At 64.1% G+C, this 14,794-nt stretch carries 17 protein-coding genes; 9 read left to right on the forward strand and 8 right to left on the reverse strand.

Features of this window, described 5'->3' with window-relative positions; translation table 11 throughout:
- Nucleotide 1: 1 nt before the first annotated feature.
- Complete coding sequence (kdpA, locus tag K3F49_RS07145; protein ID WP_234680174.1) at nt 2-1,705, reverse strand: potassium-transporting ATPase subunit KdpA; 1,704 nt, start codon at nt 1,703-1,705, stop codon at nt 2-4.
- A gap of 112 nt (nt 1,706-1,817) precedes the next feature.
- Nucleotides 1,818-1,907 carry a K(+)-transporting ATPase subunit F gene (locus K3F49_RS07150; protein ID WP_035698142.1) on the reverse strand — a complete coding sequence of 30 codons (90 nt, stop codon included), beginning with the start codon at nt 1,905-1,907 and terminating at the stop codon, nt 1,818-1,820.
- A gap of 408 nt (nt 1,908-2,315) precedes the next feature.
- Between K3F49_RS07150 and K3F49_RS07155 the strand changes: the two genes are divergently transcribed.
- From K3F49_RS07155 to K3F49_RS07190, 9 genes are all read left to right on the forward strand, one after another.
- Nucleotides 2,316-2,780, forward strand: coding sequence for a hypothetical protein (locus tag K3F49_RS07155; protein ID WP_234680175.1), 465 nt, complete (start codon nt 2,316-2,318; stop codon nt 2,778-2,780).
- A gap of 132 nt (nt 2,781-2,912) precedes the next feature.
- On the forward strand, nt 2,913-3,161 hold the full coding sequence (locus tag K3F49_RS07160) for a hypothetical protein (protein WP_234680176.1): 249 nt from the start codon (nt 2,913-2,915) through the stop codon (nt 3,159-3,161).
- 25 nt (nt 3,162-3,186) lie between these two features.
- Nucleotides 3,187-4,104, forward strand: a complete 918-nt coding sequence (dapA, locus tag K3F49_RS07165) for a 4-hydroxy-tetrahydrodipicolinate synthase (RefSeq protein ID WP_234680177.1) — start codon at nt 3,187-3,189, stop codon at nt 4,102-4,104.
- Nucleotides 4,105-4,131: 27 nt separating this feature from the next.
- Nucleotides 4,132-4,524, forward strand: a complete 393-nt coding sequence (locus tag K3F49_RS07170; RefSeq protein ID WP_234680178.1) for a hypothetical protein — start codon at nt 4,132-4,134, stop codon at nt 4,522-4,524.
- A 112-nt stretch (nt 4,525-4,636) separates the two neighbouring features.
- Entirely contained in the window at nt 4,637-4,828 is a 192-nt protein-coding gene (locus K3F49_RS07175) for a hypothetical protein (RefSeq protein ID WP_234680179.1), read from the forward strand.
- A 16-nt stretch (nt 4,829-4,844) separates the two neighbouring features.
- Nucleotides 4,845-5,201, forward strand: coding sequence for a hypothetical protein (locus tag K3F49_RS07180; protein ID WP_234680589.1), 357 nt, complete (start codon nt 4,845-4,847; stop codon nt 5,199-5,201).
- Between the two features lies 1 nt (nt 5,202).
- The gene (locus K3F49_RS39150) at nt 5,203-5,331 is read left to right on the forward strand and encodes a hypothetical protein (RefSeq protein WP_276575352.1); all 129 of its coding nucleotides are present in this window, start codon (nt 5,203-5,205) and stop codon (nt 5,329-5,331) included.
- 174 nt (nt 5,332-5,505) lie between these two features.
- Complete coding sequence (upp, locus tag K3F49_RS07185) at nt 5,506-6,141, forward strand: uracil phosphoribosyltransferase (protein WP_234680180.1); 636 nt, start codon at nt 5,506-5,508, stop codon at nt 6,139-6,141.
- Nucleotides 6,142-6,174: 33 nt separating this feature from the next.
- Nucleotides 6,175-7,743 carry an AMP-binding protein gene (locus K3F49_RS07190; RefSeq protein WP_234680181.1) on the forward strand — a complete coding sequence of 523 codons (1,569 nt, stop codon included), beginning with the start codon at nt 6,175-6,177 and terminating at the stop codon, nt 7,741-7,743.
- A 26-nt stretch (nt 7,744-7,769) separates the two neighbouring features.
- On the opposite strand, the gene K3F49_RS07195 is transcribed toward K3F49_RS07190, so the two are convergent.
- From K3F49_RS07195 to K3F49_RS07220, 6 genes are read right to left on the reverse strand one after another with little or no spacing between them, the layout of a single operon-like run.
- A complete protein-coding gene (locus K3F49_RS07195) occupies nt 7,770-9,023 on the reverse strand; it encodes an acetyl-CoA hydrolase/transferase family protein (RefSeq protein ID WP_234680182.1) in 1,254 nt (417 codons plus the stop codon).
- Nucleotides 9,024-9,029: 6 nt separating this feature from the next.
- Nucleotides 9,030-10,583 carry an AMP-binding protein gene (locus tag K3F49_RS07200; RefSeq protein ID WP_234680183.1) on the reverse strand — a complete coding sequence of 518 codons (1,554 nt, stop codon included), beginning with the start codon at nt 10,581-10,583 and terminating at the stop codon, nt 9,030-9,032.
- Nucleotides 10,584-10,607: 24 nt separating this feature from the next.
- Nucleotides 10,608-11,774, reverse strand: coding sequence for an acyl-CoA dehydrogenase family protein (locus K3F49_RS07205; protein ID WP_234680184.1), 1,167 nt, complete (start codon nt 11,772-11,774; stop codon nt 10,608-10,610).
- Between the two features lie 29 nt (nt 11,775-11,803).
- Nucleotides 11,804-13,093: a TRAP transporter large permease gene (locus K3F49_RS07210; RefSeq protein WP_234680185.1), complete on the reverse strand. Its 1,290-nt coding sequence runs from the start codon at nt 13,091-13,093 to the stop codon at nt 11,804-11,806.
- A gap of 12 nt (nt 13,094-13,105) precedes the next feature.
- Nucleotides 13,106-13,660 carry a TRAP transporter small permease gene (locus K3F49_RS07215; RefSeq protein ID WP_234680186.1) on the reverse strand — a complete coding sequence of 185 codons (555 nt, stop codon included), beginning with the start codon at nt 13,658-13,660 and terminating at the stop codon, nt 13,106-13,108.
- Between the two features lie 27 nt (nt 13,661-13,687).
- Nucleotides 13,688-14,713, reverse strand: a complete 1,026-nt coding sequence (locus tag K3F49_RS07220) for a TRAP transporter substrate-binding protein (protein ID WP_234680187.1) — start codon at nt 14,711-14,713, stop codon at nt 13,688-13,690.
- Nucleotides 14,714-14,794 lie beyond the last annotated feature (81 nt).

Here is a 14,794-nt window from a genome sequence, read left to right on the forward strand (position 1 = left end):
ATCAGAACACTTGGCTTGCGTTCATCGCGAGATGCTCGACGATCGGGCCGAGTGCGAGCGCCGGGAAGAAGGTGAGGCCGCCGATGATGAGGATCACGCCGACGACGAGACCGACGAACAGCCCGCCGGTGGTCGGGAACGTGCCCGCCGACGGCGGAATGGATTTTTTCGCGGCCAGCGAGCCCGCGATCGCCATCGCCGGTACGATCATGAAGAAGCGACCGACGAACATCGCGCTGGCGAGCGTGAGGTTGTAGAACAACGTGTTGCCGGTGAGGCCCGCGAAGGCCGAGCCGTTGTTGCCGGTCGCAGACGTATAGGCATAGAGCACCTCGGTGAAGCCGTGCGGACCGGCATTGGCCATGGAGGCGACGGCGGGCGGATAGACCACGCCGACCGCAGTCCAGCCGAGATACATCAGCGGCAGCACCAGGATCGCGAGCATGGCCATCTTGACCTCGCGTGCCTCGATCTTCTTGCCGACATATTCCGGCGTGCGACCGACCATCAGGCCGGCGACGAAGATCGCGAGCACGACGAACAGCAGCATGCCATAGAGGCCGGCGCCGACGCCGCCGATGATGATCTCGCCAAGCTGCATGTTCATCAGCGGAATCATGCCACCGAGCGCGGTGAAGCTGTCGTGCATGGCATTGACCGCGCCGCAGGAGGCGGCCGTGGTGATCACGGCGAACAGTGAGGATGCGACGATGCCGAAGCGGACTTCCTTGCCCTCCATGTTGCCGCCGGTCAGACCCAGCGCATGCATGGTCGCAGTGCCATTGGCTTCCGCCCAATAGGTAACGGCGACGCCGGCGACGAACAGCACGCCCATCACGGCCAGGATCGCCCAGCCCTGGCGCTGGTTACCGACCATGCGGCCGAACACGTTGGTCATGGCCGCGCCGATCAGGAAGATCGACAGCATCTGCACGAAATTCGACAGCGCGGTCGGGTTCTCGAACGGGTGCGCGGCGTTGGCATTGGAGAAGCCGCCGCCATTGGTGCCCAGCATCTTGATTGCGACCTGCGAGGCCACCGGACCGACCGCGATGGTCTGCTTGGCGCCTTCGAGCGTGGTGGCCTCGACATAGTCGCCGAGCGTCTGCGGCATGCCCTGCGAGATCAGGAACAGCGTGTAGACCACGCAGATCGGCAGCAGCACATAAAGCGTGGTGCGGGTGACGTCGACCCAGAAATTGCCGACGGTGCGCACCGAGGCGCGCGAGAAGCCGCGGATCAGGGCGACCGCAAGCGCAATGCCGGTGGCCGCCGACAGAAAGTTCTGGTGCGTGAGGCCGACCATCTGCACCAGATAGGAGATCGTGCTCTCGCCGCCGTAATTCTGCCAGTTGGTGTTGGTGATAAAGGAGATCGCGGTGTTGAAGGAGAGATCTTCGGCGACCGCACCCTGCCCCGCCGGATTGAAGGGCAGCACGGCCTGCAGCCGCATCACGCCGTAGATGACGAGGAAGCCGCCGACGTGGAACAGCAGCATGGCGACCGTGTAGGTCAGCCAATGCTGCTCGCGCTTCTCGTCGACGCCGGAGATCCGGTAGATACCGGCTTCGATCGGACGAAGCACCGGCGAGAGAAATGTCCTTTCGCCATTGAACACGCGCGTCATGTACCAGCCGAGCGGCTTTGCGAGCGCGACGATGATAACGCAGAAAAGAATGATCTGGAGCCAACCGATCACAGTCATGGCATTAACCCTTCAGGCTCGGTGTCCGGCGCAGCAGCGGCAGGAGCACCACAAGCAGGCAGCCGACGAGCGCGACGTCGGCCAGCAGCAATTCGACGAGCAGCAGCACGGCTCAGAACCGTTCCGGCCGCAGCAAAGCGTAGGTGAGGTAGATCAGGAGACCGAACGAGACGGCACCGGCGAGCGCATAATCGAAGATCATGGTTTGCTCCCTCACAGCCGTTCGCAGGCGTAGGTGTAGCCGATCGCAAGGGCAAAGAAGCCGAAGCCCAGCGCCAGCATCAGAATGTCCATCATGGGATTGCTCCTCGTTGCGTCCCTCTATCGGAAGCAACACTTCTCGGGGACCCGGCGGAGCTCGTGGAGAGAAGCGCAACGCATTTCCACGGCCCAACCGGGACTTTTGACCGTGCTGAAGTGCCACCACGGGCATAGGTTTTCGAGACGGGGGCTATGGCGAAGTTATAGGAATCTCATAAAGGGCGGCATGGGCTCCGCATTTATGAGATTCCTATATCTCCCATCCCCTGCCCATCTCGTTTTCCAATGCCCTTCTCGCCATCCTGAAGAGGCCGGCCGACTGACCGACGCCAATTCCAGGAGGCCTGAGATGACCGCTCTACGACTCTACGATTTGCCCTTTCTCAGCGACCATTTGCGCAATGCGCAGGGCATGACGCGACCGTTGCTGCTCGAGATCATCGACAGAGCCTGCCGCCGCTTTCCCTCGCTCGGACAGACGGAGCGCACCGCTCGCCTCATGCGCCTGATCGACGCGGAGGCCTGGGCCGACGCGGCGCTGGCGCTGATGGAGCTCGAACTGCCGCTGTGGCACGTCCGCCGGATCGCCTATGACGAAGGCGAATGGCATTGCGCGCTGTCGCGCGAACGCGAGCTGCCGGATTGGCTGGACGCCGCTGTCGAGGGATGCCACGGCGACCTCGCGGTCTCGCTGCTGTCGGCCTTCGTCGAAGTCCAGGCATTGGCCGTGGAAGCGTCGCGACCGAGCGTTCCCAACGTACGCCCAGCTCCGGACCAGCTGTACGAGCCGGTCGCCTGCGAGAATTTCAGCTGAACGCGAAGCTTATGGCGTTCTTATGAGATCGCCGCACGCCCTGTCTCGAAATCCTATCCCTTCGAAAAGATATTGATGCGGCGGTTGCGGGAGGAGATCCCGCCGGCCGCGTCAATTGGAAGGACCAAATCCGTGAAACTCGTCGAACCTCCTTCGTGCAGCTCCCCCTCCAGCATCGTCTTCATAGGCCAAAACCATCGGGGCCAATGGATCGCGCAAGAGCAGAACGGCCTCTATGGAGGCCTGTTCGTCAGCCGCGCCCAGGCCATCAAATACGCGCTGTTCGAGAACGGACAACACCACGAGACCGTCGTTGAGCTGCCGCGCGAGATCGAGCTTGACATGGGCAAACACCCCGATCTCTCGCAGCGCGCCGCCTGAGCCGGCCGCATTCGGCAAGCAAGCCATGTTCATTCCTCCCTCAGCCTGGTTCACCGGCTTCATTCCGGATCTGCCGACGCCGTTCGACACGGCTGACACGATCGACCTCAAGGCGTTCGCCACACTCTGCGAGCGCCAAATTGCGGCCGGCGTTCCCGCGCTCGTGGTTTGCGAGACGGCGGGCGAGGCACCGACACTCTCGGCCGCCGAGCAGGAGCTCGTCATTCGCACCGCGGTCGACGTCGTCCGCGGCCGATCACGGGTCATCGCGGGCGCGATGTCGAATGCGACCAGCCGCGCCGTCGAACTCGCGCGGCGCGCAGAAGCGGCCGGCGCCGACGCCATCATGGCGGTGGTGCCCGCCTACAACAAGCCGATGCAGGAAGGGATACTCGCGCATTTCCGCACCATTGCCGGCTCAACCGGACTGCCGGTGATCTTGCACGACGTTCCCTCCCGGACACTGCGTCCGCTTGCCGACGAGACGCTGCTGCGCCTCGTCGAGTCTCGCCAGTTCGTCGGCCTGCGCGATGGCTGCGGCGACATCACCCGCCCGATGCGGCTGAACCGACTGCTGCCGGCAGGCTTTCGCCTGCTGTCCGGCGAGGACGCGACTACCTTCGGCTACCTCGCCGGCGGCGGCGACGGCGCGATCTCGGAAGTCTCCAACATCGCACCGGATCTGTGCCGCACGATCTTTTCACAGGTCAGGCAGGGCCGCCTGCAAACCGCGCACTATCTGCACAAGCGCCTGGTTCCGCTGATTGGCTGCCTCTCCAGAGAGACCCCAGCTGCGCTCAAATACGCGTTGAGCACGCTCGGCCTGATGTCACCGGCCACAAGGCTGCCGATCGTGCCGCTGAACAAAGCGGCTCAAGCCGAGGTCGCGAGAGCCTTCACCGCGATTGCCGACGAGGAACTAATCGACGGCATCGGCGCCTGACGCGTCAGGGGCAGTTCAGGACATCGCATGCCGCCATCGGAAGAATCTAACAGGCTGCTTCTCGCCTGGAAATTGGCGCTGCTGCGCTTTGCCGTGACGCACGATAAGTCCGATCGTCTCAATGTCGCCGCCCTCGCAGCCGAACTTGATCGCCCCGGGGGCCGGCGTGACGCGGACGACACGCTGCACTTCTTCCGGCGAACCAGTTCACAGCTTTGCGCGGCGATCAGCGGGCAGCAGCCGGACGCTCAAGCGATGTTAGAGAATTTTTGCAAGCAGACCGAAGAACCGCGGCTGAGACTCGCGTTTGCCGCGGCGATGGGGATGACATCTTCGGGCCCAGCACCGGCTCAGCCTCGACCGAAGCGAAACCCCGAGCTGTTCAGAGGACTGCCGCCGCGTCGGTCGGCGTCTTTATGACATTCCTATTCGGCAGCCCCGGCGTCCGTCTCGCAATCCTACGCGACGATTGTCATCCTAGAAGGCGCATTGGCGCGGCCGTTTCGCCGCACCGCAGACAGGGACTGCTGAAATGTCGATTGTGTCACATGGCTTTGAACGACCTCTTGACTGGGTGGCACGCCGGCCGCGGATGTCGGCGGCACGCAAGGACCAACTCAAGCGCGTCGCGCTGCGTGCACTTGCGGCGTTTACGATGGGCAGCGTGCTCACTGCGGTGATCGCGCTGAAGACCGCGATCTTCGTCTGGCGTCTCCACGCCTGAGACCTCGGTGACCGCCATGACGTTGCAGATGTGTGAGGAGGCCGCCATGGCCGCCATTGCTCTTCAAGCCACTCGCCGCCAGCCGCGACAGGTGCCGGCGGCGGAACTCAGGCCGCTCGATCCCGATGAGATCAGCGACGCCATCCCCGCCTTTTTTATCGGCCGCAACCAGGCCGGCCTCTGGGTCGCCCGCGAGGCGCACGGACGCATCGGCGGTCTCTTTTTGTTCAAGAGCTCGGCCGTCGATTTCGCCCACCGTCAAAGCGCGCCGACACGGTGCGCGCTGGTGTTCCCCACCGAGACCTTCGAGCTCGACATCGAGAACCGCGGCAATCAACTGATCGCGCTGGCCGCACGCCTGCTGAGGGATTAGCGTGCAGCTCTTCAAAGGACATCTCGAACACGCGGTCACCACGACCATCCTGACCATGACGCTAAGCCTGGTCTGGGGTGCGGTTCTGACGATCGTGATCACGCTCGCAGCACGCGGGCTCGGCGTCTAGATCCCTCATCTCACCGCTTCTGTAGGGCGATCGATCGCGAATTGACCGTGGCTGCCTACGCGGCAAGCAACCGGGCGCGAACGGCGGTCGCACGGCCCGACTGGGCCGCCCCTCCTTTGCGGAAAACGCCCGGCCGATCTGGCGCAGTTTCGTGGAACCGTGTAGATCGGTTTCATGAGCACAAGCAGCGTCAACGTCGTCGCCCACCCCCTGGTCCAGCACAAGCTTTCCCTGATGCGGGAGAAGGATCGCTCGACCAAGAGCTTTCGCGAGATCCTGAACGAGATCGGGATGCTGCTCGGCTACGAGGTGACGCGCGACCTGCCGCTGGAGCTGGTCGAGATCGAGACGCCGATCTCGCCGATGCAGGCGCCCAAGATCGCCGGCAAGAAGCTCACGCTGGCGCCGATCCTGCGCGCCGGCGTCGGCTTCCTCGACGGCATGCTGGCGCTGATGCCCTCGGCCCGCATAGCGCATATCGGGCTCTACCGCGATCCCGAGACATTGCAGGCGGTGGAATATTACTTCAAGGCGCCGCAGGACCTGTCCGACCGCACCGTGATCCTGATGGACCCGATGCTTGCGACCGGCAATTCGGCCTGCGCCGGTGCCTCCCTGCTCAAGGACCGCGGCGCCCGCGACATCCGTTTCGTCTGCCTGCTGGCGGCGCCCGAGGGCATCGCGCAGTTCCAGAGCGAGCATCCAGACGTGCCGATCTGGACCGCCGCGATCGATGAACGGCTCAACGATCACGGCTACATCGTGCCGGGCCTGGGCGATGCCGGCGACCGGATGTTCGGCACCAAGTAGACAGGTTTGCGCGATCGGGCTACTCCGGCTGTCATGCATGCCGACGATGTTTCACTGCAATCGCTGATCGGATCGGAGACCGCCGCCGATCCCGCCTTCGTGTTCGACGGCACACCCGTGTCGCGCGCGGAGTTTTCCGGGATGGTCGCGCAGACCACGGCCTGGCTCGCGGCGCAGAGGATTGGCAAGGGCGACGTGGTCGCGGTCTGGCTGGTCAACCGGGTCGAATGGATCGCGCTGCTGTTCGCCGCCGCCCGGCTGGGTGCGGTCGTTGCCGCCGTCAATACGCGCTACCGCAGCGCGGAAGTCGCGCATCTCTTGAAATTATCCGGCGCAAAGCTGTTGGTGGTCGAAGCGGCGTTCCGTTCGATCGATTTCGCTTCCATTCTCGCCGACATTTCCAAGGACGACGTACCTGCGCTGCAGAGGCTCGCCGTGGTCGGCGCGGATACGATTCCCGCGCAATGGCCCTGCATTCGGTTCGATGCGTTCGATAAGCCCTATCCGCCCGCTCCCACCCAAGATGATGTCGACCTGCCGGTGCTGCTCTATACCACATCCGGCACGACCAAGGGACCCAAGCTCGTCGCGCATTCGCAGCGAACGCTGGCGACCCACGCCAACTCCGTCGCCGAGGCGCTCCAGCTCTCGCCGCATCGTCATTCGCTGCTCGCCATGCTGCCGTTCTGCGGCACCTTTGGCATGACCAGCCTGCTTGGCTTCATCGCAGCCGGCGCGAGCGTCCACGTGCTCGACGCCTTCGAGGCGGCACCGGCGTTGAAAATCCTCAGCGCGCACACGATCACGCACGCCTTCGGCTCCGACGAGATGTTCCGCCGCATCCTTGCTCTGACCGACGCGCAGCGGCCTTTCCCGCATCTCGAAGCCTGCGGCTTCGCCGCATTCCAGCCCGGCTGGCGCGAGCTGGCCGCAGAGGCCGAGGCGCGCGGCTTGCCGCTCTTCGGTCTCTACGGCTCGAGCGAGGTGCAGGCATTGTTCTCGATCGCCCGTCCCAGCGACGCCTTCGCCGATCGCATCGAGGGCGGTGGCTGGCCAATGTCTCCCAAAGCGAAGGTCCGCGTGCGCGACACCGAGACCGGCGAGCTTGCAGCGCAAGGCGCCTCCGGTGAGATCGAGATCAGCGCACCGTCATGCTTCCTCGGCTATTTCAACAACCCGGACGCGACGCGCGATGCGATCACCGCGGACGGCTTCTTCCGCACCGGCGACATCGGCCGGCTGCGCGACGGCGCTTTCGTCTATGAGACCCGCGCGGGGGATGCGATGCGGCTCGGCGGGTTCCTGGTCGCACCCGGCGAGATCGAGGACGAGCTCAAATCCTGCGCCGGCGTCGCCGATGCCCAGGTCGTCGCGGTCGATCTGAAAGGCCAGGCGCGCTGCGTCGCCTTCGTCGTCCCGGCCGGCACTTCGCCACAACAGGAAGTGCTGACGGCACGCCTGCGCGAGCGGTTGGCCGGCTACAAGGTCCCGGCGCGGATCTATGTCGTGGACGCCTTCCCCGTGACCGACAGCGCCAACGGCGTCAAGATCCAGCGCGCAAAACTGCGCACCATGGCGATGGAGCGGATCGCGGCCGAATAGGCCGGCTCGATTGCGATGCCGAGCGATCAGCGGTCGCCGGCGGAGCTGCGAAGCCGAGCCTCCAGCGCGTCGCGGTGCTCCGGTGCCGCGATCGCGATCATGCGCCGCGCGCGCTCGGCAAGACCGCAGCCGCGCAGCTCGGCGATACCCCATTCGGTGACGATGGCGTCGACATCGGCGCGAGGCGTCGTCACCGTCTCGACATGGGCGACGATCCGGCTGGTACCGTCCGATGCCGTCGCCGGCAGCGCGATGATCGCCCGTCCCCCGGGAGACGCATTGGCCCCACGCACGAAATCGAGCTGCCCGCCGACCGCCCCGATCGCAACGCCGTTCAGTGTCTCGGAGTTCACGCTGCCGTCGAGCCCGACCTGAAGCGCCGAATTGATCGCGACCAGCCGGTTGATCCGCGCCAGCACGTCCTGGCCGTGCGTGTAGGACGTTGGCCGCACGGCGACCGCCTTGTTCTCATGCACGAAACGATAGAGCCGCTTCGTGCCGATCACCTGGTTGGTGACCGTGATCCCGGCATCGATCCCCTTCTCCGCATTCGTGACCGCGCCGCACTCGATCAGTTCGACCACGGCATCGTTGATCAACCCGGAATGAATGCCGAGATTGCGTGCATGCGAGAGCGAGGAGAGGATCGCGTCCGGAATACGCCCCACGCCGAACTGGAGCGTGCTGCCGTCGGCAATCAGGCCTGCCGCGTTCGCGGCGATGCGCCTCGAAACATCATCGAGCAGCGGTGAGGCCAATTCAACGGGCGGACGGCGAGCCGTCACCCGCTTGTGGATCGCGACATTATCGGGCCATTCGGCCCCGAACGTGAAAGGTGCATCCGGATTGATCTCCGCGATCACAAGGCGCGCGCCGCGCGCGGCATCAATGACGTAATCGTTGGAGAGGCTGGCACTGAGCCGTCCCCCGGCTTCCGCAAGCTGCACCAGGACGATATCGGCCTGATGGCGGCGCGAGGCGAAGTCGGCACAGAAGGCGCTGTAATTGCTCGGGATCATTTCGAGCCGCCCCGCCTTGGCGAGCCGCCGCGCATGGCCGATCACGCCATAGCTCCTAAACGACACGTTGGGCGCGCAGGCCGCGGAGAACGTCTCCGAGAAGATCGGCCCAACCATCATGCGGAATGCCGGCAGATGTCGGGCCTGCGCCATCAACGCTTCGGTCAGCGTGACCGGCTCCGCCGTCGCCTGGCCGCACACCACGAGATCGTCCTCACGGATCAGGCCGGAGAAGTCGATTGGCGCGGGGAACTCGGACATTCCCGCTCAGTCTATCGGCATGAGGCACGTGGAGGACTCAGCCAGCAACCTACGCAGCTCCGTCTTCACGATCTTGCCGTAGCTGTTCTTCGGCAGCTCGCCGGTGAGATAATAGTGCTTCGGCCGCTTGAAGCGGGCGATCCAGGCATTGCATATCTGATCGAGTTCGTCCCGCGTGGCCGCCTTGCCCACGACAGGAACGACGACCGCCACCACCTCCTCGCCCCATTCCGGATGCGACCGACCGATCACAGAGACTTCGGCGACAGATTCGTGCCGCAGCAGCACCTCTTCTACCTCGCGCGGATAGATGTTGGTGCCGCCGGAAATGATGACGTCCTTGGAACGGTCCTTCAGCGTGAGGAAACCGTCGCCGTCGAAAGCGCCCATGTCGCCGGTGTAGAGCCAGCCGTCGCGGAGCGTATTCGCGGTCGCGTCCGGATTTTGCCAATAGCCGGACATCACGGTGTCGCCGCGCACGATGATCTCGCCGATCTCATCCGGCGCAACGTCCCGCCCCGCCTCATCCACGGTACGCACCTGCACAACGGCTTGCGCGATACCGACCGAGGCCAGCCGATCCTCATGGCGCGGATTTTCGGCATCGACATGCATGGATTTCGGCAAGTAAGTGATAGTCATCGGCGTCTCGCCCTGACCGTAGATCTGCACGAGTTTCGGGCCGAATACGCCGAGCGCTGCCTTGCAATCGGCGACGTACATGGGGCCGCCGCCATAGATGATGGTCTTTAGTCCGGGCGCGCTCGCGCCTGCCGCTTCCGCCGCGACCGTCAGGCGCCGCACCATCGTCGGCGCGGCAAAGAAGGAGATGCCGCTGCGCTTCGCGGTCAGCTGCAAAATCTCGTCCGGCTCGAAGCGGCCGCTCTCCGGAATGATCTGTGCGCCCATGCCGAGCACATGCGGCACCATGTAGAGCCCTGAGCCGTGCGACATCGGCGCGGCATGCAACAGCGCCTCGCCCGGGACGACCGGGTTGATCTCGGCGAGATAGTTCAACGACATCGCAAGCAGGTTGCGATGGCTGAGCACCGCGCCCTTGGGCCGGCCGGTGGTGCCGCTTGTATAGAATATCCAGGCGGGATCGGTGATTCCGACATCCGCGATGGCGATGCCGTCAGTCTTCTCCATACCGCGATATTCGGCCGAGCCGATCTCGACGATACGCGGCGTGGCCGGACCGAGCGCCAGCGCTTCCGACGCGACACTCGCCATGTCCTCCGTCACGAACACGACCGCGGCGCCGGAATTGTCGAGAATGAACGCAACCTCACTTGGGTGAAGCTTTACGTTGATGGGAACGGCGACCAGCCCGGCATGCCAGCAAGCATAAAGGCAGGCCACATAGTCGGGCACGTTCTTCATCAGCAGCGCGACGCGATCGCCCCTGGCGAGGCCAAGGCGCCGCTGCAGCGACGCCGCCAGCGATGCCACCGTCATGGCAAGCCGGCCATAGGTCGCGACCGGCGTCAGCCCCTTGAGCAGCGCCGGCGCGGATGCATCGGCCCTGGCCGCGCGCAGGAGATGATGAGCGAGGTTCATGGTGATCCTCCTCGGACGCCGAGCCTAATATGATTTCGCCAAGCCCAGCACCTTCTCGGCGATAAAACTGAGCGCGAGCTGCGGGCTGACCGGCGCGATGCGCGGGATCAGTACTTCGCGTAAGTAACGCTCGACATGGAACTCCTTGGCGTAGCCAAAGCCGCCATGAGTCATCACCGCCTGCTCGCAGGCATGGTACCCGGCTTCGCCTGCGAAATATTTCGCGGCATTCGCGCCTGCGCCGCACGGCAAGCCCTCGTCGTATTGCCAGGCCGCCTGCATCACCATCAGCCAGGCCGCCTCGAGCTCGACCCAGTTCACCGCGAGCGGATGCTGGATGCCTTGATTCTTGCCGATCGGCCGATTGAACACGACGCGGGTCTTGGCGTATTCGGTCGCGCGCGACAGCGCGAGTTTTCCCAAGCCGACCGCTTCGGCTGCGATGAGAATTCGCTCTGGATTCATGCCTTCAAGGATGTACTGAAACCCCTTGCCTTCTTCGCCAATGCGATCCTCCATCGGGATCTCAAAGTCCTCGAAGAACAATTCGTTGGAATCGACGATCTTGCGGCCCATCTTCTCGATCTCGTGGACCTTGATCTTGTTGCGGTCGAAATCCGTATAAAACAGGCTGAGGCCGTGGGTCGGCGAGCGCACCTCCTCCAGCGGCGTGGTGCGCGCCAGCAGCAGGATCTTGTGCGCGACCTGCGCGGTCGAGATCCACACCTTCTGGCCGTTGACGATGTAGCGATCGTTCTTGGCGACCGCGCGAGTCTTGAGCTGCGTGGTGTTGAGGCCGGTGTTGGGCTCGGTGACCGCGAAGCACGCCTTCTCACGGCCCTCGACCATCGGCGGCAGCATGCGCTTGCGTTGCTCCTCGGTGCCGAACACGACGACGGGATTGAGCCCGAACACGTTGATGTGCACCGCCGAGGCGCCCGACATGCCGGCACCGGATTCCGCGATCGTACGCATCATGATCGCGGCTTCGGTGATGCCAAGGCCGGAGCCGCCATAGGCTTCCGGCACGCAGATGCCGAGCCAGCCGGCGTCAGCCAGCGCCTTGTGAAAGTCATGCGGGAATCCGCCGTCGTGGTCCTTCTTCAGCCAATAGGCATCGGGAAAGTCCTCGCAGATCTTGGCGATGGCATCGCGAATGGCTTCCTGCTGATCGGTGAGCGCGAAATCCATGATGGTCTCCTTGTGGAGGCTCTTTGTGCCTAGCGCCCCATCTGCGAGGGCAGCCAGAGGATGATAGACGGAAACGCCACCAGAATCGCGATTGCAATCAGGTGGGCGATGAAGTGCGGGAAGGTGCCGTGGAACACTTCGGCCACCGGCCGCTTGGCGTAGCGGGCGACGATGAAGCAGTTCAGCCCGACCGGCGGCGTGATCATGCCGACCTCGGCGGTGACGATCTTGATGACGCCGAACCAGATCGGATCGAAGCCGAGCGTCTTGATCAGCGGCAGTACGATCGGCACCGTCAGCACCAGGATCGCGATCTGATCCATGAAGGATCCGAGCACGATATAGCCGCACAGGATCAGCGTGATGATGACCCAGCGCGATGTCGGCAAACTGCCGATCCAGGCGACGAGATCTTGCGTCACATGGGTGAGCGTGAAGAAGTAGCCGAAGATCGAGGCACCGACCAGGATCATGATGATCATGCAGGTGCCGTGGGAGGCGCGCAGCAGCGTCTTGTAGAGCGAGGCCGGCGTGATCTTGCCCTTGACGATCGCGAGCAAAAAGGCGCCGAACGCACCGAAGGCGGAGGCTTCCGTCGGCGTCGCGACGCCGAGATAGATCGTGCCTGTGACGATCGAGAACAGCACCACCATCGGCGAGACCTGCCATAGCAGCGCGAATTTTTCCCGCCACGGCACCGATTTCGCGGCCGGCGCGCGCGAGGGATCCTGCCAGACCAAAAAGTAGATCGTGGCCATGATGGTGAAGGTGACGAGGATCGCGGGGATGATGCCGCTGATCAACAGTTTTCCGATGTTCACCTCGGCCAGCAGGCCGAAGATGACGAGCGCGACGCTGGTTGGCAGCAACATCGACAGCGTGCCCGAGATCGCAACCACGCCGGCGGCCATCTTCGGCTCATAACCCTGGCGGATCATCGCGGGAAGGCTGGTCGAGGACAGCGTCGCCGCCGAGGCCGTCGACGTGCCGCAGATCGCCCCGAAGCCTGCGCCGGCAAGCGCGGTGGCCATGCCGAGCCCGCCGGGAACGCGGCCGACCCAGGCCGAGGCTGTCTTGAACAGATCGTCCGCAACGCCGGACAGCAGCACGAGATCCGCCATCAGCAGAAACATCGGGATGGTGATGAGCTCGTAGGAGGAGACGGTCGAGAGCGGCGCGGTCTCCAGGATGCCGAACAGAGTCGGGAAGCCGCCGACCATGACGAGGCCGACCGAGCCGGAAAAGGCCATGGCAAAACCGACGGGCGTGCCGAGCGCGAGCAGGCCGAACAGCAAAGCGAGAACGATGAGAGGTGTCATGGATATCCGCCGTTACTCGAAGCCGCGCGCTTCGCCGACGCCGGTCACCGGCGGCAGCGGATAGAGGTCACGTCCGCTGACGAGGCTCAGCACATTGCCGACGAGCTGGAGCGCCAGCCGCAGCACCAGCACGCCGCAGCCGAACGGCACCAGCGCCGCGGAGATCCAGGTCGGCCAGGGAATGGCGCCTGAGAGAACGTCGTGCTGCTCGTAATTCTCCAGCGCGCGCGCGAAGCCGACCTTGCAGATAAGAACGAACACGAACAGGCCCGCGAGCGCGGTGACGATCTCGGACAGCCGCCGCCCCGTCGGCGAGAACCGCGACAGCAGGATGTCGACGCCGACATGGACATGCTCGCGCAAGGCATCCGACAGCGTGAAGAAGAACACGCCCGCGAGCAGATAGAGCCCGATCAGATCATAGGTGAAGGAGAACGGGCTGTTCAGCGCATAGCGCATGAACACGTCGGTCACGACCAGCACCATGATCACGAACATGAACGCTACCGCGATCATCGTCAGCGCGCGCTCCAGCGCGCCGAGCACCTGCCCTGCCCGTTCGATCACTTCGCTCCTCCCTCTTCGATTTGCGGATTACTTGCTGCCGGCAGCCAGCAGGTCTTCGAACTCTTTCAGCGCGGCAGAGGCCTGCTTGCCACGGCTGTCGAGACCGGCCGCCCATTCATGGCTCACGCCCTTCAGCTTGTCCTTCATCTCAGCACGCGTGGCTTCCGGGAGCGGGTCGAAGCTGACGCCCTCGTCCTGCATGTGTTTCTTGGTGGTTTCGCCTTCCTTATCGACGTCGACGCAGGCCTTGGGCGTAATCGCTTCCGAGGCGTCATTCATCGCCTTCTTCACGTCGTCGGGCAGCTTGTCCCATACCGACTGGTTGATGGAATAGGCGACGATGAAGCTGCCGAAGCTGACGCCTTCGGTGGCGTGCTTGACCAGCTTGTCGAGGCCGTAGGACACGACGCTGTCGAGCGGAAACAGCAGGCCGTCCATCGTGCCGCGCGAAAGCGACTCATAAGCATCGGGCGCGGCCATGCGCACCGGCACGGCGCTGAGCGCGCGCAACGTGAGGTCCTGCGCGCCGCCGGTGGTGCGCAACTTCAGGCCCTGCATGTCCTTGGTGGTCTCGACCTTCGACTTGACGGTCCACACCTGATAGGGCGGCAACACCACAGCCATCAGCAGCTTGATCTTGTTCGGCGCGTATTCCTGCTTGGCCAGCACGCCTTCGCGCGCGGTCTTCCAATAAGCGAGCGTGCCCTGGCAGCTGGTCGCGAACGCGCCCGGCAATTGCGCGACTTCCGACAGCGGCATCTTGTCGGAGACGTAGGACGGCCCGATGTAGCCGATATCGACCACGCCAGACTGCGTCAGCCGCAACATGTCGGCGGCTTTGCCGATCTGCTGGTTCGGATAATAGGTGAAGGTCACCGCGCCATTGGTGCGCTTGGTGACGTCGTCCATCCAGGGCTTCAGCATCAGGCGGACGAGATAATGTCCGGCGGGGAAACTGTCGGCGACCTTCAGCTCGAGCGCCTGCGCCGGCAGTGTCGAGACCGGCAGCAACAACGCGAGCACGGCTGCGGCTCGGACCAGATTCTTCTTCATTTCATTCTCCCTGACGCGTCCGCACGCCGAAGGCGACAGCCGCTTGCTGCCAAGCCGTTCGACCCCTCGCTCCACTTCTCG

Source organism: Bradyrhizobium monzae (assembly GCF_021458635.1).
GTDB lineage: Bacteria > Pseudomonadota > Alphaproteobacteria > Rhizobiales > Xanthobacteraceae > Bradyrhizobium.